Annotated in this window: 25 protein-coding genes and 1 tRNA gene; 7 read left to right on the plus strand and 19 right to left on the minus strand. The window is 59.0% G+C overall.

Annotated elements, in window-relative coordinates:
* Positions 1-97 precede the first annotated feature (97 nt).
* Entirely contained in the window at positions 98-1000 is a 903-nt protein-coding gene (gene prmC, locus HNR55_RS00790; protein ID WP_166110034.1) for a peptide chain release factor N(5)-glutamine methyltransferase, read from the minus strand.
* A 27-nt stretch (positions 1001-1027) separates the two neighbouring features.
* Between prmC and HNR55_RS00795 the strand changes: the two genes are divergently transcribed.
* Entirely contained in the window at positions 1028-1504 is a 477-nt protein-coding gene (locus HNR55_RS00795) for a hypothetical protein (protein ID WP_166110036.1), read from the plus strand.
* A 5-nt stretch (positions 1505-1509) separates the two neighbouring features.
* Here HNR55_RS00795 and prfA read toward each other — a convergent pair whose 3' ends face one another.
* The 6 genes from prfA to HNR55_RS00825 all read right to left on the minus strand — a co-directional run bounded on the left by prfA (position 1510) and on the right by HNR55_RS00825 (position 8853).
* Complete coding sequence (gene prfA, locus HNR55_RS00800) at positions 1510-2568, minus strand: peptide chain release factor 1 (RefSeq protein ID WP_166110040.1); 1059 nt, start codon at positions 2566-2568, stop codon at positions 1510-1512.
* On the minus strand, positions 2568-3815 hold the full coding sequence (hisS, locus tag HNR55_RS00805; RefSeq protein ID WP_166110043.1) for a histidine--tRNA ligase: 1248 nt from the start codon (positions 3813-3815) through the stop codon (positions 2568-2570). The genes prfA and hisS overlap by 1 nt, the downstream gene beginning before the upstream one ends.
* 122 nt (positions 3816-3937) lie before the next feature.
* The gene (ispG, locus tag HNR55_RS00810) at positions 3938-5098 is read right to left on the minus strand and encodes a flavodoxin-dependent (E)-4-hydroxy-3-methylbut-2-enyl-diphosphate synthase (protein WP_166110046.1); all 1161 of its coding nucleotides are present in this window, start codon (positions 5096-5098) and stop codon (positions 3938-3940) included.
* A 138-nt stretch (positions 5099-5236) separates the two neighbouring features.
* Positions 5237-6481 (minus strand): helix-turn-helix domain-containing protein, encoded by a 1245-nt coding sequence (locus HNR55_RS00815; RefSeq protein ID WP_260400819.1) that lies wholly within the window; start codon positions 6479-6481, stop codon positions 5237-5239.
* A 37-nt stretch (positions 6482-6518) separates the two neighbouring features.
* On the minus strand, positions 6519-7607 hold the full coding sequence (locus tag HNR55_RS00820; protein ID WP_166110049.1) for an NAD(P)H-dependent flavin oxidoreductase: 1089 nt from the start codon (positions 7605-7607) through the stop codon (positions 6519-6521).
* Positions 7600-8853: an aspartate kinase gene (locus HNR55_RS00825; RefSeq protein ID WP_086645896.1), complete on the minus strand. Its 1254-nt coding sequence runs from the start codon at positions 8851-8853 to the stop codon at positions 7600-7602. The genes HNR55_RS00820 and HNR55_RS00825 overlap by 8 nt, the downstream gene beginning before the upstream one ends.
* A 171-nt stretch (positions 8854-9024) precedes the next feature.
* Between HNR55_RS00825 and ubiG the strand changes: the two genes are divergently transcribed.
* Positions 9025-9765, plus strand: a complete 741-nt coding sequence (ubiG, locus tag HNR55_RS00830) for a bifunctional 2-polyprenyl-6-hydroxyphenol methylase/3-demethylubiquinol 3-O-methyltransferase UbiG (RefSeq protein ID WP_166110052.1) — start codon at positions 9025-9027, stop codon at positions 9763-9765.
* 52 nt (positions 9766-9817) lie between these two features.
* Here the strand turns inward: ubiG and HNR55_RS00835 are convergent, their stop codons facing one another.
* The 4 genes from HNR55_RS00835 to HNR55_RS00850 form a co-directional block, all read right to left on the minus strand.
* Complete coding sequence (locus HNR55_RS00835; RefSeq protein WP_166110055.1) at positions 9818-10333, minus strand: DUF2147 domain-containing protein; 516 nt, start codon at positions 10331-10333, stop codon at positions 9818-9820.
* A gap of 113 nt (positions 10334-10446) precedes the next feature.
* Positions 10447-10926 (minus strand): DUF1178 family protein, encoded by a 480-nt coding sequence (locus HNR55_RS00840; protein ID WP_166110058.1) that lies wholly within the window; start codon positions 10924-10926, stop codon positions 10447-10449.
* Positions 10927-10968: 42 nt separating this feature from the next.
* Entirely contained in the window at positions 10969-11229 is a 261-nt protein-coding gene (grxC, locus tag HNR55_RS00845; protein ID WP_166110060.1) for a glutaredoxin 3, read from the minus strand.
* Between the two features lie 77 nt (positions 11230-11306).
* Entirely contained in the window at positions 11307-12089 is a 783-nt protein-coding gene (locus HNR55_RS00850) for a double zinc ribbon domain-containing protein (RefSeq protein WP_166110062.1), read from the minus strand.
* A gap of 63 nt (positions 12090-12152) precedes the next feature.
* Here HNR55_RS00850 and HNR55_RS00855 point away from each other — a divergent pair, with 63 nt between their 5' ends.
* A complete protein-coding gene (locus HNR55_RS00855) occupies positions 12153-13019 on the plus strand; it encodes a methyltransferase domain-containing protein (RefSeq protein ID WP_166111207.1) in 867 nt (288 codons plus the stop codon).
* A gap of 29 nt (positions 13020-13048) precedes the next feature.
* Here HNR55_RS00855 and moaA read toward each other — a convergent pair whose 3' ends face one another.
* The 4 genes from moaA to HNR55_RS00875 form a co-directional block, all read right to left on the minus strand.
* Positions 13049-14065, minus strand: a complete 1017-nt coding sequence (gene moaA, locus HNR55_RS00860) for a GTP 3',8-cyclase MoaA (RefSeq protein WP_166110065.1) — start codon at positions 14063-14065, stop codon at positions 13049-13051.
* Positions 14066-14208: 143 nt separating this feature from the next.
* The gene (gene pgmG, locus HNR55_RS00865; RefSeq protein WP_166110068.1) at positions 14209-15618 is read right to left on the minus strand and encodes a phosphoglucomutase/phosphomannomutase PgmG; all 1410 of its coding nucleotides are present in this window, start codon (positions 15616-15618) and stop codon (positions 14209-14211) included.
* Entirely contained in the window at positions 15618-16502 is an 885-nt protein-coding gene (galU, locus tag HNR55_RS00870) for a UTP--glucose-1-phosphate uridylyltransferase GalU (RefSeq protein WP_166110071.1), read from the minus strand. The genes pgmG and galU overlap by 1 nt, the downstream gene beginning before the upstream one ends.
* Before the next feature lie 334 nt (positions 16503-16836).
* A tRNA-Leu gene (locus HNR55_RS00875) sits at positions 16837-16922 on the minus strand.
* A gap of 74 nt (positions 16923-16996) precedes the next feature.
* On the opposite strand from HNR55_RS00875, the gene lipB reads away from it, so the two are divergent.
* Entirely contained in the window at positions 16997-17707 is a 711-nt protein-coding gene (gene lipB, locus HNR55_RS00880) for a lipoyl(octanoyl) transferase LipB (RefSeq protein ID WP_166110074.1), read from the plus strand.
* Here the strand turns inward: lipB and HNR55_RS00885 are convergent.
* Entirely contained in the window at positions 17685-18242 is a 558-nt protein-coding gene (locus tag HNR55_RS00885) for a LolA family protein (protein ID WP_166110077.1), read from the minus strand. The genes lipB and HNR55_RS00885 overlap by 23 nt on opposite strands.
* Positions 18239-18577, minus strand: a complete 339-nt coding sequence (locus HNR55_RS00890) for a BolA family protein (protein WP_166110079.1) — start codon at positions 18575-18577, stop codon at positions 18239-18241. The genes HNR55_RS00885 and HNR55_RS00890 overlap by 4 nt, the downstream gene beginning before the upstream one ends.
* Positions 18578-18628: 51 nt before the next feature.
* Here HNR55_RS00890 and HNR55_RS00895 point away from each other — a divergent pair, with 51 nt between their 5' ends.
* The 3 genes from HNR55_RS00895 (at position 18629) to cobT (ending at position 22255) form a co-directional block, all read left to right on the plus strand.
* Positions 18629-19240 carry a J domain-containing protein gene (locus tag HNR55_RS00895; RefSeq protein ID WP_166110082.1) on the plus strand — a complete coding sequence of 204 codons (612 nt, stop codon included), beginning with the start codon at positions 18629-18631 and terminating at the stop codon, positions 19238-19240.
* 66 nt (positions 19241-19306) lie between these two features.
* Positions 19307-20314, plus strand: coding sequence for an AAA family ATPase (locus HNR55_RS00900; protein ID WP_086645883.1), 1008 nt, complete (start codon positions 19307-19309; stop codon positions 20312-20314).
* A 30-nt stretch (positions 20315-20344) separates the two neighbouring features.
* Positions 20345-22255: a cobaltochelatase subunit CobT gene (gene cobT, locus HNR55_RS00905; protein ID WP_166110085.1), complete on the plus strand. Its 1911-nt coding sequence runs from the start codon at positions 20345-20347 to the stop codon at positions 22253-22255.
* Here the strand turns inward: cobT and HNR55_RS00910 are convergent.
* Positions 22252-23727, minus strand: a complete 1476-nt coding sequence (locus HNR55_RS00910; protein WP_184382498.1) for a pyridoxal phosphate-dependent decarboxylase family protein — start codon at positions 23725-23727, stop codon at positions 22252-22254. The two genes, cobT and HNR55_RS00910, sit on opposite strands and share 4 nt — an antisense overlap.
* Positions 23728-23766: 39 nt before the next feature.
* Positions 23767-24759 (minus strand): bile acid:sodium symporter family protein, encoded by a 993-nt coding sequence (locus tag HNR55_RS00915; protein ID WP_166110091.1) that lies wholly within the window; start codon positions 24757-24759, stop codon positions 23767-23769.
* Between the last annotated feature and the right edge of the window lie 36 nt (positions 24760-24795).

Consider the following 24795-nt stretch of genomic DNA (forward strand, 5'->3'; position numbering starts at 1 on the left):
GCTCATCCACCGTGGCAGATCTGGCTAATCTGAATACTGCCGCAGGACTGAGCCTGCGGATAATAACAACGCACAACCACAAAGCCAACCGATTTTTTTATATTCCAGTTGATGCCAGCCTCTGGCCCAGCACAACACAGCGGGCTATTCCGGCCAGATCGGCCAGCACACGCACAACACTCAGCCCGTTCTGCCCGGCTATGTCCCGCAGGGCCTGTTCCTGCCCTATCCCGATTTCAAAGATACCAATCCCGTTGTCACGCAGCAGCAAGGGCAGCCGGGCACACAGGTCACGATAGGCGTCCAGACCATCACATCCGCCATCCAGCGCACGCACGGGCTCATGCGCCCTAACCTCTTCCATCAGCCCGTCAAGGTCTGATGTGGGAATATAGGGCGGGTTGCTGAACACAACATCAAACCGGGTCTGGGGGGCCAGCGCATCCCCCCACCGGGCTGCCATAACCAGCGCACGATCAGCCATATTGCAACGCCGGGCATTGGTATGGGCCAGACTGGCAGCAGCCGGATGAACATCCACCCCGACCCCCCAAGCCTGTCGGTACTCCGCCAGAGCCGCCAACAGAATGCAGCCGGACCCCGTCCCCAGGTCCAGAAACGACAAGGGCGCATTGCGGTCCGGGTAAACATCCAGCAGGGCGGTAATCAGGGTTTCTGTATCCCCCCTTGGCACAAGAGAAGCCGGAGATACTGCCAGATCAAGGCTCCAGAACCCTTTGCGACCCGTAATATAGGCAAACGGCTCGTGCCTTGCCCGGCGGGCAACCCAGCCCCAAAACGGTTCGGTAGCCACCGCTTCACGCGGAGAAAGACCCAGCAGAGCCTCGGGCGTTATACCCAGGGCATGCTGCAGAAGCAGACGTGCTTCCCGCCGGGGATTTTCCACCCCTGCATCGCGCAAAAGTTGCGCACCACTGGTCAGCAGGTCGTGTAGAGACTGGTGGTGTGGAGGTTTTTCTGCTTTGCTCGGATGCGTCATTTCAACAAATCACCTGACCCAATATCCATGTCCGCTTCACGTTTTTCATTCACTCTCCCGACCGCTGTGCTGCTGAGCACCATAAGCCTGCTGGCTATGACGGTGCCCCTGCGCCCGGCTCTGGCTGGCGAATTTACGGTAACGGATGAAAAAGCTGACATGGAAATTTCCGAAGTCTCACGCATTTATCTGGACGGCAAGCTCGTATCCGAGTTCCGGCTTGATGATGCCACGCGGTACAAAACCGTGCGTATCCCTACCCCACTGGGCCGTCTGGACCACACCTATACGTTGTGCGGGGAAATTACCATTCGCACCGCGGATGGCCGGACAGAAACGCACGAAGTGAGCAGTAGCGGTCTTTTGCACAACCCCGATGGCCACCATTTTGATGCTTTGGGGTCCGACGGATTTAAGGATTTCTTTCTGGTGGACCCACAGGCTCCGCAGGCCGCAGAGCGGCTCCCCGGTCGGGGCGAAGTCTGCTCCGCCCCGATTAGCTGAAAACGCTAGAACCCCGCATCCGCCAGAAGAGCGGCCTGCTCTTCCTGCGCAAGCGCATCCACAAACTCATCCAGTTCGCCCAGCATAACGCGGTCAATTTTATACAGGGTCAGGTTGATCCGGTGGTCCGTGACCCGCCCTTGCGGAAAGTTATACGTGCGTATCCGTTCGGACCGATCCCCCGTACCAACCTGAGAGCGCCGGTCCGCCGCACGATTGGCATGAGCCTGCTCCCGCTCGCGCTCATACAGGCGGGCACGCAGGATCTTCATCGCCTTGGCACGGTTCTTGTGCTGGCTCTTTTCCTCCTGCATGGACACAACAATGTTGGTCGGCAGATGGGTAATCCGCACCGCACTTTCAGTTTTGTTAACGTGCTGCCCACCGGCCCCTGACGCCCGAAAAACGTCTATGCGCAGTTCGCTTTCGTTAATGGTCACATCCACCTCTTCCGCCTCTGGCAGAACGGCCACCGTAACCGTGGATGTGTGAATACGCCCCTGCGCTTCCGTTGCGGGAACGCGCTGCACCCTGTGCACACCGGATTCGTATTTAAGCCGCGCAAAAACACTTTTGCCGTTAATTTCGGCAATGCCACAGCGCAGACCACCGAGTTCGCTCTCGTCATAATCCATAACGGTAAAGCGCCAGCCCTTGAGGTCCGCATACCGCCGGTACAGATCGAACAATTCAGCCGCAAACAGAGCCGCTTCATCCCCACCAGCGGCGGGGCGCACTTCCAGAATGGCGCTGCGCTCGTCCGCTACGTCCTTGGGGAGCAGTGCCAGCCGCACTTCGCGCTGCAACCTTGGTAACTGCTCACGCAGTTCTGCCAGTTCTTCGCCCGCCAGTTCCTGCATTTCCGGGTCAGCCATAAGGGCCTCTGCCTGAGCAATGCCCTTTTCTGTTGTCCGCAGGCCGTTAATGCAGGTTACAACCGGTTCAATTTCCGCATATTCGCGGGACGCCTGAGTAAAGGCATCCCCACTCAGGCCACTTGCCAGAAGCGCTTCCAGTTCAAGCGCGCGACTGGCAATCCGGTCCAGCCGTTCATCAAGATTCATTACGCAAAAATGCTCCGCGCATCAGAAAGAAGGGCCTGTGTCACCACTTCGTTTTCCTGCCCGGTTTCCATGCTTTTGACACGGAACACACCGCGGGCCAGTTCATCCTCACCCAGAAACAGCACATGGCTTGCGTTCTGCTTGCCTGCCCGTTCCATGCGCTTACGCAGCGAACCCTTGTAGCCGATTTCGGTCCGCACACCCTGCTGGCGCAGTGCCTGCAAAATCTGGCACACGGCTTTTTCATCCGGTGAGCCTACCGGAATCAGCACCACGGAACGCGGGGCCGGGGGAGCCTCTTCAAGCAGCATGGCAAGGCGTTCTACCCCGGCGGCCCAGCCAATGGCGGGCACTTCCGGCCCACCCATCTGCTTGACCAGACCATCATACCGCCCACCGGCCAGCACCGTACCCTGCGAGCCAAGGCGGTTGGTTACAAATTCAAACGTCGTGTGGTTGTAGTAATCCAAGCCACGGACAATGGCGGGGTTAATCGTGTAGGCAATGCCAAAGAGATCGAGCCTGTGGCGCAGTTCCTCCCAGAATGTCCGGGCCTCTGGGGTCAGGAAGTCTTCCATCAGGGGTGCGTTGACAACAAGTTCACGATCGCCCTGATCCTTGCTGTCGAGAATACGCAGCGGATTTTTTTCAAGCCTGATACGGCTATCTTCAGACAGTCCAGCACTATGGGCGGAAAAATACGTTACCAGCGCCTGCCGCCACGCATCCCGGCTGGCGGCATCACCCAGCGTGTTCAACTCAAGTGTTACGTACTGGGCAACACCCAGTGCTTCAAGCACGGCATAACCCAGAGCTATGGCTTCCGCATCAGCCAGAGGTTCGGCCGCGCCCAGCAGTTCTGCGCCAATCTGGTGGAACTGGCGGTAACGTCCTTTTTGTGGCCGCTCATGCCGGAACATCGGCCCTGTATAAAACACCTTCTGGGGGAGCGACTGGGTAAGTGCATTGGTCACCAGCGCACGGCAGACGGCAGCCGTACCTTCTGGCCGCAGGGTCAGGCTATCCCCATCGCGGTCATTGAAGGAATACATTTCCTTGGAAACCACGTCCGATGTATCGCCCAAAGAGCGGGAGAATACGCGGGTTTCTTCAAAAATGGGGGTGGACCACTCATCAAACCCGTAGAGCCCGGCAATATGGCGTGCGGTATTGACCACGCGCGCATGGCGGCGTTGCTCTTCTCCAATAAGATCGTGCGTTCCTCTTACGGGCTGAATGCTGCTCACGGCCTGTTTTTCCTGATTGAAGCAGCACCTTGCGGGCTGCTCCCTGATCTTTGTCTATTGGGCAAATAAAACCCGCCACAGCCCCGAACATGCCCGGAGCGCGTGGCGGGTGATAGGCGAACCTAGTTGGCGGATGCCATATCCGGCAGCTCAGGGGTTACCCCTTCCTGCTTTGCGCGGGCTTCTTCTGCCTCAATGGCCGCCACGCGCTCTTCAACCAGATCCACAACATGGTTGATCATGTCATCCGCAGCAATTGTATGGTCCTGCTTGCCAGCGGAATAGACCATATGGCGGCCGGAACCACCCCCGGTCACCCCAAGGTCGGTCATAAGGGCTTCACCCGGACCATTGACCACGCAACCGATGATGGAAAGCGTAAGCGGGGTTTTGATATGGGCCAGACGATCTTCAAGAGTCTGCACCGTTTCCACCACATTAAAGCCCTGACGTGCGCAGGACGGGCAGGAAATGATTTTAACCCCACGATGCCGCAGGCCAAGGGATTTAAGAATATCCCACCCGACCAGCACTTCTTCTTCCGGGGCGGCGGACAAAGAAACGCGCATGGTATCGCCCACACCAGCCCAGAGCAGGTTGCCCAGCCCGATGGAGGACTTGACCGTACCTGCACGCTTGCTGCCCGCTTCGGTAATGCCAATATGCAGCGGGTAATCGCACGCATCTGCCAGTTGCTGGTAAGCCGCAACCGCCATGAACACGTCCGATGCCTTCACGCTGATCTTGAATTCACGGAAGTCATGATCTTCCAGAATCTTGGCGTGTTCGAGTGCGCTTTCCACCAGTGCTTCGGGGTTGGGCTCACCGTACTTTTCCAGAAGATGCTTTTCCAGCGATCCGGCATTCACGCCGATACGGATGGAACAGCCGTAATCCTTGGCGGCCTGAACCACCTCACGCACACGCTCGGCACTACCGATATTGCCCGGATTAATACGCAGGCAGGCAGCCCCGGCCTTGGCGGCCTCAATGGCGCGTTTGTAGTGGAAGTGAATATCGGCCACGATCGGCACGTTCACTTCCCTTACGATTTCCGCCAGTGCTGCCGTGCTATCCTCATCCGGGCAGGAAACACGAACAATATCCACCCCGGCCAGTTCGGCACGGCGGATCTGCTCGATGGTCGCCTGTGCATCACTGGTCAGGGTATTGGTCATGGTCTGGACGGAAATCGGGGCATCCCCACCGACGGCTACCTTGCCGACGTGGATCTGCCGAGATTTCCGACGCTCGATATGCTGGTAAGGCCGGTAGCCGCTCATCTTGCATCCTTTTGTCGAAACGACAGTTGGGGGAGGTCTGGCCGCAGTTCGGCGCTGCGGTGTCTCCCGCTCTAGGTTTGGTGCTTTCCTGCCAAAATCAAGTCCGGTTGGCTACACATAAAGCATGGAAAGAGCCATTCAGTGCGCGCCAGCCCCACTCAACTGGCGGGCATTCAGGTCATCCGCACTGGGCTCGGCAGGCGGTGCAGCCGCACGGTGCGGTGGTGGTTTGGCCACCTCGACCGCGGGCTGGGCCACATGCCCTGCCCCACTTTCTGGTGCTACGGACGCATCAGCCGCAGGCGTTGCAACCGTGCTGGTTCTAGTCGCCCCCCTAGGTGACGGCACAACCACTGGTACTCCTGTGGCACTTACTCCCCCACCGGCCCGGACCTGCTGAACCACTTCCGGCGTTAAGGCAATGTGCCGCAGAACCGCACCATTCCGCCCCAATGGCGGGGTTGTCATGTCCCCTTGGGCAAAAGCTACGCCGCCTGCATTGCCAACAGTCAGGCTGTACGGCCCGTTATCGGCAGGAACAGTCCAGACATCACCGGGTTGCAGAATATGGTCGTACACGACCTTGCCTACCGCATTCCTGACCTGCACCCAGCTTGGAGCCTGCGCCTTGAGCATAAGAGGCGCATCCGCACTGGCACTGGCACTGGCACTGGCCGTTTCTGGCACACTGGCAGCAGGCTGCTCAACCGCAGGAGATACGGCGGGCACTTCCCCTGCAACCGGCTTATCCGGTTGTGGTGCCACCAGTGCGTCCACCACACCGGGCGCATTAACTGGTGCGGGCGCATCTGCCCCTGTGGGCACCACTGGGGTGCTCTGTGCCGGTGCAGGCTGGGCCGCCGGCAAGGGAGGAAGCTGCGCCATGTTGTGATCAGGCAGGATAGAAGCAACCTGTGGCGAGGGCGCATTCTTTGCACTCTCACCGGGCATCAAGGTTGCAACGGGCGGCACGCGTTCGGGCACAGGTGGGGCATGCCCCACAAAACAGTACCACCCCACATAGCTTGCCAGAATAACGGCCAACCCAAGGGAAATGCTAACGGCAGGCGGCAGGCGGCGGTCTGGTGGCGGATCGGGGAAATCCAGATCCGGCTTACGCGTACCCAGCCGCCCTTCCTGACGATAAAGCTTGAGCATCTGGTCGGGATTGAACCCGAGAGCCTGCCCATATGCCCGCAAAAAGCCCAGAGCATAGACCTCTGCTGGTAATACGCTGGCATTCCCATTTTCCAGCGCTTCCAGATAAACGCTGCGAATCCGCAGCCAGGCCGCAACATCCCCGATGCTCCAGCCAAGCTGCTCGCGGCGTTTACGCAAAGCTTCGCCTACCCCCAGCACCTCCACATCGGGAAGCGGAGGCAAAGGCGAGCCTTGCTCTTGATCAGAACCTTGGGCGTATTCAGCCATCCGTATCCATACGACGTTGTTGACGTACCAAAGCCACAGTCGCCTGTTCCACCAGATCGTCAATGATCTGCGCCACAGGCTGGACTGACGTTACCATACCAACAGACTGGCCTGCCATAACAGACCCCTGTTCGACATCACCATCAATAACCGCACGACGCAGCGCACCAGCCCAGAAATGTTCAATTTCCAGCTGGGCCGCCTCACGCGTGAGTTCCCCCGACTGAAAGCGACGGATCACATCGGCCTGATGGGTAACAAACTGCCGCCCGCCCTCGTTACCAAGGGCACGTACGGGAATAACCGGAAAACGGTCATCCAGCTGCACGGAGGTTACGGCATCCCGCGCAGCGGCACGCACGAACGCTTTTTTGAACTTTTCGTGAGCAATGCTTTCTTCCGCCGCGGCAAAGCGCGTACCCAGCTGCCCACCCGAAGCCCCAAGCTCCAGATAAGACACCAGAGCATCCCCACGCCCCAGACCACCGGCCACAAAAACCGGAACACTCTGGATATGCGGCAGAATTTCCTGCGCCAGAACGGTCAGCGAAACAGGGCCAACATGCCCGCCTGCTTCCGCCCCTTCAATTACCAGCGCGTCCACGCCCATTTTGACCAGACGCTTGGCCAGAACCAACGCCGGAGAGAAGGCAATAACCTTTGCCCCGCCGTCCTTGATGGCCTTGATGGCCGCACCGGGTGGAATGCCACCAGCCAGCACAATATGGCCAACGCCTGCATCCAGGCAGACCTGTACCAACTCGGTCAGCTGCGGGTGCATGGTTATCAGGTTTACGCCAAACGGGCGGTCGGTCAGGGCACGGGTTGCCTGAATTTCCTCCGCCAGACGCGCAGGTTCCATAGCCCCGCAGGCAATAACGCCAAACCCGCCTGCATTGGAAATGGCGGACACAAGATTGCGCTCGCTCACCCAGGACATGGCCCCGCCAAGAATGGCGTACTGCGTTCCCAAAAAGTCGGTCCCACGCCGCCACAACGCATCCAGCCGCTTGCGCGCGCGTTGCAGTTCGGGCTGGGTGGGGGCGTCGGTCACGGCAACCGTGTTGTTCTGCTCAGACATTATCCAGCCCATATGCGGTATGCAGGGCCCGCACGGCAAGCTCTGCGTATTCCGCCGCCACCAGCACCGAAATCTTGATCTCGCTGGTGGAAATGGCCTGAATGTTGATGGAGCGTTCCGAAAGTGTGCGGAACATGGTGCTGGCCACACCGGCATGCGAGCGCATACCCGTGCCGACAACGCTGATCTTAACAATATCCGGGTCTGTTGCCAGTTCTTCGTACTGCACGGAGTCCCGAACACTTTCCAGCACATTGATCGCCTGCGGCAGGTCGCTCTTGCTGGTTGTGAAGGTCATGTTGGTGGTGCCGTCTGCGCCTGTGCTCTGCACAATCATGTCCACATTCACATGTGCTTCGCTCATGGGGCCAAAAATTGCTGCGGCAATACCGGGGCGGTCCGGAATGCGCCGGACCGACAGCTTGGCTTCATCACGCGAGTAGGCAATGCCGGTAACCAGTTTCTTTTCCACGATTTCGTCCTCATCCACCACCAAAGACCCGGGAAGGTGCCCTTCCATAACTGCCGGACCATCTGCAAAGCTGGAAAGCACCTGCACCCGCACCCCTTCGCGCATGGCAAGCCCTACGCTGCGGGTTTGCAGCACCTTGGCACCGACTGATGCCAGTTCCAGCATTTCCTCATAGGTAATTTTATCAAGCTTGCGCGCTTTGGGCACAATACGGGGGTCGGTTGTGTAAATCCCGTCCACGTCCGTATAAATATCGCACCGGTCCGCCTTGATTGCTGCGGCAAGAGCTACGGCCGAGGTATCGGACCCGCCACGCCCAAGGGTGGAAACACGCCCGTCTGGCGCAACACCCTGAAAGCCTGCAACAACCGGCACCATACCCTCGGCCATGCAGCCAAGCAGCTTTGTACCATCAATTGTATCCAGACTGGCCTTGCCATGTGCCGAATCGGTCAGAATGGGAACCTGCCACCCCGCGAACGAGCGTGAGGGCACACCGAGCTTCTGCAGCGCAATGGCCAGCAGGCCGCTGGTCACCTGCTCACCCGTGGCCACGATGGAATCGTATTCCTTGGGGTCATGCAGGGGAGAGAGGGACTGGCAGAAACCGACAAGCCTGTTTGTCTCCCCCGCCATGGCGGAAACGACAACAAGAACATCACATCCTGCGTCTTTCTGTTTTTTGACGCGCTCGGCCACGGCTCGAATACGATCAAGGTCGCCGACAGACGTTCCGCCGAATTTCATGACAATCCGGGGTGCGGAACCGGACATAGCTTTATTCTCCACCAGACAACCGCAGAACATGCCACCAGTTCCAGTTCGACCCCAGCTTTGCCAGAAAAGACGAACAGGAATGGTTGCACAGCTTTACAAGGCGCGTCACATAACCTTCCCGGCCCCCTTTCGTCCAGCGGGGAGACCAGCAGGAAAGGATTTTGTTGCATGAACGCCACCACGCCACACGCGCCCTCATCCGTCTCTGATGAAGAAATCGCACGGTTTAGCGCCCTTGCGGAGCAGTGGTGGAATCCTTCCGGTCCCATGCGCCCACTGCACGCCATGAATGCGTTGCGCATAGACTGGGCAAGCCGCCACCTGCCCCTGCGTGGCCGCACCACGCGCCGCGCAAAAATTCTGGACATCGGGTGTGGCGCGGGGCTTGCGAGCGAAGCCCTTGCCAAAGCAGGCTACGACGTGCTGGGGCTGGATGCCTCAGCCAACGGTATTGCCGCCGCCAAGGAGCATCTGGCCACCTGCCCGCTGCCTGAACACGCGGGGCCACTGCACTACCGCAATGGCAGTGCAGAAGACCTTGTGGCTGAAGGCTGCGTATTTGACGCGGTTGTGGCATTAGAAATTATCGAGCATGTCACTGATCCTGCGGCATTTATGGACATGCTGGCCCAGCTTGCAGGGCCAAAGGGTACTGTCATTGTTTCCACCATGAACCGCACCCTGCGCTCCCTTGCCGTTGGCAAGATTGGTGCCGAGTATATTCTACGCCTGCTACCCGTAGGCACGCACGAATGGCGCAAGTTCATCCAGCCATCCGAACTGGGCCAGTATGCCCGTGCGGCGGGCCTGCGCATGACCGCCATAGCAGGCATGGCACCCGGCCCCATGGGCTGGAAGGAAACCCGCGATCTCGGCATCAACTACATCGCGGCGTTTACAAGATACTGACTTTAAAGCTTTTTGTGGTCTGGAGATTCAACGCCCACTCCAGACCAGCCCCCTATTTGACTGAATCGGGAATTTTGCACACAGGCCCCATGGCGGGGCCACTGTAGCGGGTCCATGTCTGGGTTTCGCCAAAAATAGGCAGCCCTATATAGCCACGCAGCTTGAGCACATCGGGTTGAGCCAGCCAGATTTGAGAATCATAGAGATGTCCCGTATCGGGGTCCAGAATATGCCCGGCCCAGCGCCCTGCATTACTTTCGCCCATGGGACGAAAATCCGTTAACATCAGCAGGTTACACTCGGATTTGCCATCATGCCCACGGGGTACATCCGTACCATCGTAACGCAGGCCAACCAGATGGCCGCACAGATTTTGTCCGCAACGGTCGATTTTGAACACGCCGTCATGATCCTGACTAAGCCAGTACCCCATTAAGGTGGCATCGTTCGACACCGGTTCTGCGGCAGATGACGGTCCAGCCTGCGCACCAGCCAGCAAAATAGCCAGCAGGGCAGCAAACCCCACTCTGGCTTTATGCACCGCGCCGCATTTTCCGTTCTTTGTCATATCTGCCTCTCCCTCAAGCGGGCGGCGGTCTGGCTTGCCAACCCAGCCCATCAAGGTGTGGGGGATCACCTTCTTGCACACCACCCCCATTTGTATATGGTCAGCCCAGACATTCAACTCTCCGTATCCCGCACCCAGGGCACGTTGTGGAACGCAACCCCTTCTTCTTCCAGCTCTTCTCTCTGGGTCTGGGACATTTCACCGTAAATCCCGCGCTCGGGGGCTTCGCCATAATGAATGCGCAAGGCTTCATCGGCAAATCGGTTGCCCACATTTTCACAATTCTCTTCAATCGTGCGCCGCACGTCACGCAGAGCACTCAGCATGGCATCTGGCAGGCCGGGGGGAATATGGCCTGCTGCGGGCGCCCGAGGCGCTGCCATGTCTGGTGTGGGTGCGGGATCACTTTGTGGCAAACGCTCAGATGCACGCCCCACAATGGCCGGTGCCATGGGGGCCTGATCCACACTGGACGTGCCACATGAGGGGCAGCTTAAAAGGTTCTTCTGCCTGAGCATGGCAAATGTACTGCTGTCTTTGTACCAGCCTTCAAACACATGGTCATGGGCGCAACGCAGACGATAGCAGATCATAGTGTATTACCCCGGCAGATACCTTCTGGTCGTCATGAATACTCAGCCCAGCCCGAGCAGGCCATTCAGCTGGCCCGTGCGCTCAAGCCGCATCAGGTCATCACACCCGCCAAGGGCTTTGCCATCTACAAAGGTCTGGGGCACGGTTGTCTGCCCACCGGACAGGGCTATGGCCTCGTCCCGCTCGGGCGTGCCGCGTGGGGCGTTGACCTCGGTAAACGGTATTTTTTTGCTCTCCAGCAGGGCTACTGCACGCATGCAGTAGGGGCAACCGGGCTGGGTATAGATTTTGATTTCAGGCATGGATTGTCCTTACTGGTTCCGGGTTATGGATTCAATCAGCTTTTGCTGGGCCATGTTATGGGCTTCATGCGCCTTGTCTAGCCGGGTTGGTCAATATCCACCTCCGGGCGGGCGGGCACGACCCCGGCCACCAGCAGGCTGACACTGCGCGCTCCCGCCTGTAACAGGGCATTGGTGCAGGCCGTAGCGGTTGCACCCGTTGTAAGCAGGTCATCCACCAGCACAATATCACGCCCCCGCACCCTGTGCGCCCGCGTGCTACGCACACTCATGGCCTGAGCAACCTCCTCCCGCCGCGCCTGACGGGAAAAGGACGCAAGAGGCACCGTCGAGCGGACACGGATCAGGGCATCGGGCAGGCAATGCAGGCCGCCCAGTTTTGCCACGCCATGCGCCAGCAACGCAGCCTGATTATAACGCCGCCTGAACAACCGCCAGCGATGCACGGGCACGGGCACCACCAGCGCATCACCACACATAATATCCTGCCCTATCCGCACCATCTGCTGGACCAGAAAAGATGTGTTTTCGGTTTGATCGGCATATTTAAGCTTTAAAATCAGCTCCCTTGCCACGCTTTCATAAACAAACGCGGCACGGGCCTGCCCCCATACAGGAGGCTGCCGCTCGCATACCGGACACAGGCCATTCACACCCAGCATTGCGGCACTTACCTGCGGTACGGCACACGCCTTGCAAAATGGTGCAACGACAACCCGCAGATGCGTAAAGCAGGTGGCACAAAGCAGGCCATGCTGCGCAACATCCGCCCCGCAATGCAGGCAGGCTGGCGGGTAAAGGACCCCCAACCCCATCTGCCCAAGGGCGCGCAGTTGCGCCACAGCGCGTGCGCCTAGCATAAACACAGGTTTGTCATGGCTGGCGGCTTGGCAAAAAGTGTGGATACGCGCACATCTGCCTTTATGGATACACCTGTTATTTTTGACCGCAAAGCCGTCAGGCGGCACAGGGACCGTGCGGCACGCAGGCTGGATGGCATTATGCCCGTGCTGGACATTACCGCCGACCTGCTGCTCGACCGGCTGGACGATATGGTGCGCAGTTTTTCCGCGGTACTGGATATAGGCGGGCGTGGTGCCATTAGCTCACGCCTTGGCGCGCGGGGCATTGCCACCACCAGCATGGACCTCTCCTCCAGCCTCGTCACCCGCTCCGAAGGAATGCGTGTTTGTGCGGATGCGGAATGGCTGCCGTTTGCCCCGCATAGTTTTGATCTGGTCATTGCCAATCTGTCTCTACACTGGGTGAACGACCTGCCCGGTGTTTTTGCCCAGATCCGGCATGTTCTGCGGCCCGATGGGCTTTTTCTGGCCAGCATGCCCATACTCCCCACATTGCGCCCCCTGCGCACGGCGCTGGAAGCTGCCGAACTGGCAGTGTGCGATGGCGTATCGCCCCGTGTATCACCTTTTCCCACGCAGCAGAGCTGTGCGCAGCTTATGCAGCGGGCGGGGTTTGCCCTACCTGTTATTGACACCGAATGTCTGGACCTGCGCTACCGCTCACTCAGCGCACTTATGGCCGACCTGCGTGCAGCGGGTGAGACAAATGCCCTGACCCAGCGCACACGCACCATACCGCCACGCATGATGTTCCCCGCTGCCGCAGCAGAGCTGGAAAAACAGGGGGCTGACAGCTTTGCCATGCCCCTGCATATGGCTGTTTTATCGGGCTGGGCACCGGCTCCAACCCAACCCGTTCCTCTACAGCCCGGCCAGTTCCAGCACTCTTTGCATGATGCCCTGAACCCGCAGGAACCAACTGCTTAATCTCGCCCCACAACCCTGCCGGGCTGAGATCAGCCCCCGGTTACGCTCATATGCCTTTGCGGGCCGGATACAGCACCTGTCTGCCCATCCAGCAGAAAATCATGCCCTACGGGTTTGCGGGCTATGGCCTGCTGTATGGCCAGTTCCAGTGCGGCATCTGTTGCCCCCTCGCGCATGAGATGGCGCAGGTCCACACCTTCCTCCTGCCCGAGGCAGGTATAAAGCTGCCCGGTGCAGGAAAGGCGGACACGGTTACAGGTCGCGCAGAAATTGTGGCTCAAGGGCGTAATAAAGCCCAGACGCTGCCCGGTTTGCGCCACCCGCACGTAACGCGCGGGCCCTCCGGTCTGGTAGGCCAGAGGCTCTAACGTCCAGCGTTGAGACAGGCTCCGCCGTACCGCATCAAGCGAGAGGTACTGCGCGGCACGGTCTTCCCCTGTTTCCCCCATCGGCATGGTTTCTATCAGGCAGAGATCGGCCCCGATCTCTCCGCACCAGGCGAGCAGGGCATCAAACTCATCATCATTCACCCCGGCCATGGCCACGGTGTTGATGCGCACGGCCAGCCCTTCCGCACGGGCGGCGCGGATACCTTCCAGCGTTGCGGCCAGCCTGCCCCGACGGGTCAGTCTGGCAAAACGCTGTTCATCCAGAGAATCCAGACTGACATTCACACGCCGGACCCCAGCCTGTGCCAGAACAGGAGCATAATGTGCTAGTTGGCTGCCATTGGTGGTTAATGTCAGCTCATCCAGCCGCCCCGCCTGCTCTGGGTGGCGCAGCCATGTCCCAAGTTCCTTGAAGAAAAGCCCGATGTCGCGCCGCACAAGGGGCTCGCCCCCCGTAATGCGCAGCCTGCGCACGCCATGAAGCACAAAAACCCGGCTCAGGCGCAGAAGCTCCTCAAAATCCAGAACATCCGCCCGTGGCAAAAACGACATCTGTTCGGACATGCAGTACACACACCGCATGTCGCATCTGTCGGTTACAGAAAGACGGAGGTAGGAAATCCGCCTTCCGGCGGGGTCCGTTAAAGAGGACAACATAGGTACACTTTATATCAGAAACCTCTGCGGCTTTAAATGCAAAAGAGCACCCCGGCGCAGCAGAAACAGCACCTTGCCCCGTAAAAAACATACGGCCCGCTTTAAGCGGGCCGTATGCAGCAGGCAAGTTGAAAAAACGGAGGTTAGTGCCCCGCGTTGTTACCCGAAAAGTCAGGTTTGGAGAGGCCGGAGTGCTCAAGCTGCTCCACCAGAGCATCCTTCAGCCGTTCCAGTCCTGCGCTGTCGCGCCCTTCTGCGCGGGCAACCAGCACCGCCTGCGTGTTGGATGCGCGCAGCAGCCACCAGCCATCAGTCGTGTTAACACGCACGCCGTCAATTTCAGACACGTCAGCGCCAGCTTTACGCAGGCGTTCGGCGACTTCCTCAATCACCTTGAACTTGCGGTGGTCATCGCAGTCAAAGCGGACTTCCGGCGTGGAAAGCGTAGCAGGCAGGGCCTCACGGAATGCGGCAAGCGATTCTGTGGACCGCGCTACAATGCCGAGCACACGCACACCGGCGTAAAGTGCATCATCAAACCCGTACCATTTGTCGGCAAAGAAGATGTGCCCGGACATTTCCCCTGCCAGCGGGGAGCCGGTTTCCGCCATCTTGGACTTGATGAGCGAATGCCCCGTACGCCACATGAGCGGCTTGCCGCCAGCGCGTGCGACCTCATCAAACAGCACCTGACTGGCTTTGACATCGGCAATAATGGTTGCCCCGGAATGGCTCTTGAGCACATCCCGCGCCAGCAGGACCAGAATCTGGTCGCCCCACAGAATCTCGCCCTTATTGTCCACCAGCCCGATTCGGTCTGCATCCCCGTCAAAGGCAATGCCAAGGTCGGCGTGATTGTCCTTGACCGCGGCAATAAGCTGCTCAAGGTTTTTGGCAACCGTGGGGTCCGGATGATGGGCAGGGAATGTGCCATCAATGGCAGCATTGAGCACAATATGCTCGCCCGGCAGGGCCGCGACCATTTTTTCCAGCACTTCGCCTGCGGAGCTGTTGCCGTTGTCCCAGACAATTTTGAGCTTACGCGTACCGCCGTCATAATCCTTTACAAGGCGTTTGACGTAGTCATCACGCACATCAATCGTGCGTACGGTGCCCTGTTCTGCGGCAACCACATTCCCCCTGGCAGACAGGTCCCCGAGTTCACGGATCTGGGCACCAAAGAACGGCTTGCCCGCCAGCATCATTTTAAAGCCGTTATAGTTGGGCGGGTTGTGGCTGCCCGTCACCATAATGGCACCATCCGCATCAAGCGTGGCGGATGCATAATACAGCATGGGGGTAGGACCACGCCCAACACGGGTTACATCCAGACCACATTCCAGAGCCCCTTTTACAAGAGCTTCTTCCAGCATGGGGGAAGACAGGCGGCCATCATACCCGACCACCAGCGTTTTGCCCCCATTGCGGCGGACAAGGCTGCCAAATGTGCGACCGATGGCAAACGCATCTTCCGCACTCAGTGTTTTGCCGACAATCCCACGAATATCGTATTCCCGCAGGCTTGTTGCTTCAAAGTCATGCGCAAAAGACATTAGTTCTGCCCCTCATATTTCTTGAGGAATTCGCGCACGCCTTCAGCCAGTTCAGGGCGTTCGAGCGCAAAGGCGATCTGGGCTTCCAAAAAGCCGAGCTTGTTGCCGCAATCGTAACGCACGCCTTCATACCGCAGGCCATGAAACGGCACGTGACCAATGGTTTTGGCCATGGCGTCTGTCAGCTGCACTTCGCCCCCGGCACCTTTTTCCAGCTTGGCCAGATGCGGCATGACATCGGGGGTAAGGATATAACGCCCGATAATGGACAGGTTGGACGGCGCATCTTCGGGTTTGGGTTTTTCAACCAACCCCTTGACCTCCACAAGGCGGCCATCATCCCGGCCTGTGTCCAGAATACCGTAGCGGTTGGTATGCTCACGCGGCACTTCGGACACGGCAACCACGTTGCCCCCGGTTTCGTAATACGCTTCAGCCAGTTGCTTCAGGCAGCCTTTCTGCGACATCACCATGTCGTCAGGCAGCAGGATGGCAAACGGGTCGTTGCCAATAAAGGAGCGTGCGCACCAGATGGCATGCCCAAGCCCAAGCGGTTCCTGCTGGCGCACGGCAATAAGCGAACCCGCCTGAATGCTGCTGGGTTCCAGCGCCTCCAGACAGTCAACCTTGTTGCGTTCCTTGAGCGTGCTTTCCAACTCATAGGCAATATCGAAATAGTCGATCAGGGAATCTTTGCCGCGGCCGGTAATCAGGCAGAACTCTTCAATACCTGCGGCGCGAGCTTCATCAATTGCGTATTGGATAAGGGGTTTGTCCACGACCGGCAGCATTTCTTTTGGCATGGCCTTGGTGGCAGGCAAAAAGCGCGTTCCCAGCCCCGCAACTGGCAGGACTGCTTTACGTAAAGGCTTGGGATTGGACACGAATAGAACACCTTTAAATCAAGTTAAACCTGAGACCATCCGACCTGATCAGGCCAGAACATGGGGGCATCCGCCCCACTGCCCGCCTGTGCCGGAAAAAGATCAAGACCGCCAACAATGCTGGCTGACATTGCGCCTTGTATCCGTGGCCGATTGCATGGTCTCTCTTACATCATCACAACCATGCTTCTACACCGCAACTGACAGCAAAAGAACGGCGTGAATGTGACAACTTCCGCCCAATTTGCAGAAAAATTGCGTGCAAACGAAAAAAAACGGCTCAAGGCGCCAGCCTTTTGCCGTTCATAACATAACATTTTGTCATGAAAGAAAATGGTGCGGTCGAGAAGACTCGAACTTCCACGAGGTTTCCCCCACAAGCACCTCAAGCTTGCGCGTCTACCATTCCGCCACGACCGCACGTGACAAACGGTACCAAAAAAGGCGATACCGTGTGTTAGGAAGCCCTATAACCGAACCATAAGCAGGCGGCAATGACCAAAGAACAAATTTTATGGGAAATAAGCAAAAAACTGGTGCCTTACCCTGCGGCCCTGAGCAGAATGGAACAGATTGCCAAAGACATAAGGGCGGGAGAGGCCGCCGAGCGCGTATGGCTGCTTGAACACCCGCCCCTGTACACATCAGGCACATCTGCCAAGGCGGAGGACCTGTTCAACCCTGCGGGATACCCTACCTACCATGCAGGCCGGGGTGGACAGTGGACCTATCACGGGCCGGGCCAGCGCACGGCCTATGTCATGCTTGACCTGCAACGCCCCCACGGCAACACCCCTGCGCGCGACCTGCGCGCCTATGTGCAGGCACTCGAAGCGTGGATTATTACCGCACTCGCCAGTTTTGGCCTGCGCGGAGAGGTGCGGGAAGGTCGGGTAGGCGTGTGGGTTACCAACCCGCAGACAGGGGGAGAGGAAAAAATTGCGGCCATAGGTGTACGTGTCTCCCGCTGGGTAAGCTGGCATGGCGTGGCCATTAATCTGGCCCCTGCCCTGCCAGACTTTGAGGGCATTGTACCTTGCGGGATTCGGGAATACGGCGTGACCAGTTTTGAAAAACTGGGCATCAAGGCCAGCATGCAGGATCTGGACCTTGCTCTGGCAGCGGCGTGGCACACCGTATTTGGCAGCACGCCATCTGCCCTGACACCTGTTGAGGTGGCCCCTAGTCCAGTCGAATTTGCGTAAGCTTGCGCTGCGCATCCAGAATACGCACGTCATACAGGCTTAAGGCACCCTGTTCGTCCCTGAACCGGAGCGTGACCAACCCTTGTGAAGGGTTATCCGCTCTGGTCAGCGAAATCTGGACAAGGCCGCGCTGCTGCTGAACGTCGGAAACCATGACCGGGCCAGACAGGCGCACAGGGTTGCCAAGCAACATCCCCAGCGCGCTATGGCCCAGACCGATATGGGTGACCGATCCATTGGCTGCATCCGTAAACACGGCTGAACGCTCGGATGCCTTGAGTTCCATCTCATGCGGGGTGGTAAAACGCATATCCAGATAACCGGGGCGGTAAGTGATCAGCCCGCCGCCACTGGCACCATTGGGCCATATTTGCGTAAACGGCGCATCCTGCAGGTTAACCGTGCGGAAATACGCCTCCACCCGGCTGACCGTGGCGTTTTGTGGCCCACTCCCCACCTGCTGCGTTGCACAGGCTGCAAGCACAAGTGGAGCAAGGGCAAACAGGGAACGCCGGCTGAAGACCCCCTTGCTCATGCAGTTGCCTCTTCTTCCGCCGGGGTGCGCACGGTTAGCGCCAGTGCGTGCAGGCCATCCGCCAGTTCGGGGGCCAGCAGGTCATGCACCTTGCGTGAGCGCGCGACGCGACTCATGCCTTCAAACACAGGCGAGACAATATAAAGGCGGAAGTGCGTTTCCGTCGCACCGGCACTGGGGCCGCGTGGCTTCTCCACATGGTGAGCATGGCGGTGGCTTTCGTCCTGTATGTCCAATCTGGTCGGAAAAAGCGCTGTTTCCAGCACTTTGCGTACCCGTACGGCGCGCGTGGCACCTGATATGGAGGATGATGTTGGGTCTGAAAGACTGGTCATATGGCAACTCACCTCTTGCGACCAAAGCATTTGCAACGCAAATAACGATGAATGATGAAGCGAAGGAACACCCGTCCCCGCGCGTTTGATCCTGATCCCAACGCGCCGCAGCGCTGCTGCGACATGCCGGACTGTACAAGCCCGGCAGGATACCGCGCGCCCCGCTCCCGCGATAGCCTGAACCAGTATTATTGGTTCTGTCTGGAGCATGTGCGTGAATACAATGCGCGGTGGGACTATTACAAAGGCATGTCTCCCGGCCAGATAGAAGCACATCTGCGGGCCGATATAAGCTGGGACCGGCCAACATGGGCGTTTGGTCAGGGGCCGGGCCAGAGCAAACGCACCATGCCCAACGAAGACGATATTCTGGACCCGCTGGACATACTGGGCCAGAACCGCCGCGCCCGCGCCGACCGGGCCCGCGCACAGGCCGAGCCACGGATTCCTGCCCATCTGCGCGAACCACTCGCCGTTCTGGGGCTGGACTGGCCGGTTACGCTGGCAAACGCCAAAACGCATTACCGCGCCCTTGCCCGCAAACATCACCCCGATACCAATCAGGGGGACCTTGCGGCAGAGGAACGTCTGAAAAAGATCAACGTTGCCTTTACTATTGTGAAGGCACATCTGCAGACGGAAGAACTCGAAAAAGCAGGCTGATCCTGTATCCTGCTCCGGTATGCCCGCCGGTTTTGTTTTGAACCCCTTACGATCAGACGGATAATCATGACGGATTCCAGCCCCCAGACAGCAGCTCTTGATCTTCCGCCCATTTCGGCGGTTTCCGTACCGGATACGGAAGTCAGTGTCCGTGAGGTATTCGGGATCGATTCCGACCTGAAGGTTCCCGCCTTCTCCCTGCGTACCGAGCATGTCCCCCCGATTGATACGGCCTACCTGTTTGACCACGATACAACGCTGGCCATTCTGGCAGGCTTTGCCTTTAACCGCCGCGTTATGGTGCAGGGCTTCCATGGCACGGGCAAATCCTCCCATGTGGAGCAGATTGCAGCCCGCCTGAACTGGCCGTGCATCCGCATCAATCTGGACAGCCACGTTTCACGCATAGATCTGGTGGGCAAGGATGCCATTGTGGTCAAGGATGGCCAGCAGGTCACCGAGTTTCAGGAAGGGCTGCTGCCATGGTGCCTGCAACGCCCCTGCGCACTGGTGTTTGATGAATACGATGCCGGGCGTCCGGATGTCATGTTCGTGATCCAGCGTATTCTGGAAGTCGAGGGCAAGCTGACCCTGCTTGACCAGAACCGCGTCATTACCCCCAACCCGTGGTTCCGCCTGTTTGCCACGGCCAACACCGTGGGGCTGGGCGATACTACTGGCCTGTACCATGGCACCCAGCAGATCAATCAGGGGCAGATGGACCGCTGGAACATTGTGACTTCGCTCAACTACCTGCCCCATGCGCAGGAAGTCGGCATTGTCTGCTCCCGTCTGGGCATTGCGGCGGACGACAAGGCCGAGCGTGAAAAAATTGGCAATATGGTGGCTCTGGCCGGGCTGACGCGCGCAGGGTTCATGGCGGGGGATCTGTCCACGGTCATGTCCCCCCGTTCGGTTATCGCGTGGGCAGAAAATGACCTTATTTTCAAGGATCTGGCTTTTGCCTTCCGCGTAACATTCCTCAACAAGTGTGACGAGGCCGAGCGCGGCATGGTGGCGGAATATTACCAGCGTTGTTTTAACAGCAGCCCCCTGCCCAAGCGCCCTGCCTGACAGAAATAATCTACACAGACAGGGGGCGTTATGGCTGATCAGGCAAACAACACGGGCAACCCGTCCATCCGCCTCTCCCGCAAGGAGGCGGAAAAACGGGCCGATGCCTTTAAGCAGGCAACCGAGGCAACGCTACGCGCCCTTGGCGGGCGGAAGGAGACCAATGTCTCCTTCCATAGCGGCAACATGCCCATGGCCCCGATCAGTCTGGGGGAGAAAATTCGCCTCCCCTCCCCCTCCCTCAACCTGAATGAGGAAGAAGCACAGCGCCTGCGTGGTGCGGCAGACGCACAGGCCCTGCGGCTGAAACACCACGACTTTGACCTGCATGCCGCCCGCCGCCCGGCAGACACCATTGCCCGCGAAGTGTATGACGCACTGGAACAGGCCCGTGTGGAAGCCATAGGGGCCCGCCACATGAAAGGCGTTGCCGCCAACCTGCGCCACAGGCTGGAGCAGGAAATCCGCGCCGCTGGTCTGGATCATATGACCGATGCCGCCCAGCTTTCCCCCGTTGTGGGGCTGGAACTGCTGGCGCGTGAAAAGCTGACAGGCGAACCCCTGCCCGAATCAGCCCGAGCCATTATGGAACAGTGGAAGCAGAGCCTGCCCGAAGACGCACTGGCCGCACTGGACACACTGGCCGCTGATCAGGATAACCAGAAAGCCTATTCCCGCGCGACCCGCAAACTGCTGGCCGCCTGCGCACTAACCGATGACGACTCCCTCTCCGATCAGGAGGAAGAAGATGCGAACTCGGGCAATGCGTCAGACACCAACGAGGATGACAGCGAACAGCCCCCCCCCGAGCAGGAGGACGAAACCTCCGGCGCGGCGCCGGATATGTCCGATGCGGTGTCCGAACCCCAGCTTATGGCGGGCAGTGCGGATGCCGCCGACAACACCCCGGAGGTAGAGCAGGAATCCGGCTCTGCCGAAGGCACGGGAGATGCCGCAGGGCCGGGCAACCGTAAAGAGATCGAACCGGGCCAGACCGCCAAAGGCTACCACGCCTATACCACCAGTTTTGATGAAGAAATTCTGGCCGAAAACCTGTGCGACCCCGAGGAACTCTCCCGCCTGCGGCACCAGCTTGACCTGCAATTAGCCACGCTGCACGGGGTTGTCTCCCGTCTGGCCAACCGGCTCCAGCGCCGCCTTATGGCGCAGCAGACCCGCTCCTGGTCGTTTGATCTGGAAGAGGGCATGCTGGATGCAGGCAGGTTGTCGCGCATTGTGGTCAATCCGCGCCTGTCTCTCTCCTACAAACAGGAAAAAGATACGGAGTTCCGCGATACAGTGGTCACGCTGCTGATCGACAATTCCGGCTCCATGCGCGGTCGCCCCATTTCCGTTGCCGCATCCTGCGGGGATATTCTGGCACGCACGCTCGAACGCTGCGGTGTAAAAGTGGAAATTCTGGGCTTTACCACCCGTGCATGGAAAGGCGGACAAAGCCGCGAACTCTGGGTGCAGAACAACAAGCCCGAAAACCCCGGCCGCCTGAACGATCTACGCCACATTGTTTACAAGGGTGCGGACACACCGTGGCGGCGTGCACGCACCAATCTGGGCCTGATGCTACGTGAAGGGCTGCTGAAGGAAAACATAGACGGCGAGGCCCTGCTCTGGGCATGGCGGCGTATTAAAAGCCGCCCCGAGGCCCGCAAGATTCTTATGGTGATCTCGGACGGCGCTCCGGTGGATGACAGCACGCTGTCCGTCAACCCGGCCTCTTATCTGGAGGACCACCTGCGCGAAGTGATCAGCATGATTGAAAACCGCAGCCCGGTGGAACTGAGCGCCATAGGTATCGGCCATGACGTGACCCGCTACTACCAGCGGGCCGTTACCATTATCGATGCGGAGGAACTGGGGGGAACCATGCTCCAGTCCCTTTCCGCCCTGTTTGATGAAAAGCGGATGCGCAAGCGGGCTTAAGCCTGCGGCGTATCCGCCAGTTCTTTCATCATCTTCGCATGCGCCAGACGCACTTCCGTAAAGGAATGTACGGCGTCAAGCAGAATAGCGATGTCTGCCTTGGTCGTGCGGTGGTTAACCAGTGCCACACGAATAGCCAGCACACCCCCGATCCGGGTGGTGGATGGCGCAACTACGCCGCTCAGTTGCAGGTCTTTGACCAGTTCCCCATTCAAACGATCAAGGTCCTCCACATCAGGCGCAACTACGCGAAAACACACAATATTCAGTGTTACAGGTGCCAGCAGTTGCAACTGGGCCGTGGCCTGCACCTGCCGTGCCAGTTCCTGCGCCAATGCGCAGGACTGGGTTACTACCTGCCCCAGCTTTTGGGTGCCAAACCCTGCCAGCGCAAACCAGACCTTGAGCGCCCGAAACCCGCGTGAGAGATCCGGCCCCAGATCACAAAACCATGGAGCACCCGCTGCAAGCCCCCTCTCCTCGCGTGAGAGATATGCGAGGGATTGCGCAAAAGCTGCCGCCTGCCTGCCCGGCTCGCGCACCAGCACGCAGCCTGCATCGTATGGAACCTGCGCCCATTTATGAAAATCAAAGGCCAGACTATCGGCCCGCTCCAGACCAGCAAGCAAAGGGGCCAGGTCTGGTGCAAGCTTGGCCAGCGCGCCAAAAGCCCCATCCACATGGAACCAGAGCCCCTCCCGCGCAGCCAGATCGGCCAGTGCATTCAGCGGGTCAATACTGCCCGTGTCCACCGTTCCTGCCGTACCAACGACCAGAAACGGCTCAAACCCGGCAGCCCTGTCCTGCGCAACCATGCGCTCAAGGGCTGCCATATCCATGCGGAATGCGCTGTCCATTGGCACACGGCGCAAGGCCTGCTCGCCCAGCCCGGCCATATCAAACGCACGGGCTACGCAACCATGTGCGCTCTCGCCCGCATAACCCACCAGCCTGCGGCCACCAACACCCTGCTGCCGCAGGTCCTGCCCTCCGCTCACATTGCGGGTGGCAGTCAGGATGGCAATAAAGTTGGCCATGGATGAGCCGGTTACCAGCAGCCCCGTGGCTTCGGGGGAAAAACCAAACATTTCCGCGGCCCAGCGGATAACCATCCGCTCGACTTCTACTGGTGCGTGGTCACGCCCGCCCAGATTGGCGTTTAACCCTGCGGCCAGCATGTCTGCCAGCATACCCTGTGCGGTGCCACCCCCATGCACCCAGCCCATAAAGCGTGGGTGCCGGTTGCCCACGGCATAGGGCTGCACGGTTTGCGTGAACTGCTGGTACAGTGCCCCCAGTTCCTGCCCACTGGCAGGGAGCGGGGCATCCCTGAACCCCTCGCGCACAGAAGCAGGCATAGGTTGCCAGACGGGGCCTTGGGAGACATGGCGGATATTTTCCAGCATATCATCCAGCATCTGGTGCCCCTGAGCTTTCAGTTCTTCCCAGTCTTCAGGATCCAGACCCGCCACAACCTTGCTCTCCTCTTGCATGACTTCAACCAATGCGCCCTAGCCAGACTGCTGTGCTGGCGTTGTGGAAGCATGATCGTGCTCCTGACTGAGCCGGGCAAACCTGCGGGCCAGCACGGCACAGACAAAAAGCTGAATCTGGTGATACATCATGAGCGGCAGAACAATAACCCCCACGGAGGCAGGCGGGAACAGAACGTTGGCCATGGGCACACCAGATGCCAGCGTTTTTTTGGAGCCGCAGAACACCACGGCAATTTCGTCCTTCAGGGGCAGGCCAATCAGGCGGCCACCAAAAATGGTCAGGCCCAGCACGCTGAACAGCAGAACTGAATCCGCAATGGCAATCATGCCCAGTTCAGCCATGGGCAGGCGGTGCCACAGCCCCTGCATGACCGCATCGCTAAAAGCGGCGTAAACAACGACCAGAACCGAACCCCGGTCAGAAAAAGACAGGATTTTCTTGTTCCGGTGCGCCCATGCCCCAAGCCACGGCTGCAACACCTGCCCCAGAATAAACGGGAGCAGAAGCTGATAAACAATATCCAGCGGATTCCCTGTGGCCTGACCATGCTGGCTCAGCACCAGCCCCACCAGCACGGGGGTAATAAAAATACCAAACACGTTGGACGCCGTGGCCGCACACACGGCGGCAGGCACGTTACCCCCGGCAATGGAGGTAAACGCAATGGAAGACTGTACCGTGGACGGCAGGCAGCACAGGAACAGCACACCCATCCATATATCGGGCTGCAACAGACCGGGGAACAGAGCGTGAGCCGCCAGCCCCAAAAGCGGAAACAGGACAAACGTGCAGCTCAGGATAAGCAGGTGCAGCTTCCATGCCACCATACCATCCAGCACAGCCTTGCGTGACAGACGCGCACCTTGCAAAAAAAACATGAGCGCAATCAGCCCGACAGACAGCCAGTGAAAAACCGGCACCGCGGCCCCATGGCACGGCACAAGCGTTGCCAGCAGAACAGAGGCCAGCAGCCCCAGCAAAAAGGGGTCAATTTTCAAAAAGCGCACGGTTGGGGCTCTTCCATGATAATCTTGTTGCCTGCA

The sequence above is a fragment of the Acetobacter lovaniensis genome (assembly GCF_014207635.1).
GTDB classification, from domain to species: domain Bacteria; phylum Pseudomonadota; class Alphaproteobacteria; order Acetobacterales; family Acetobacteraceae; genus Acetobacter; species Acetobacter lovaniensis.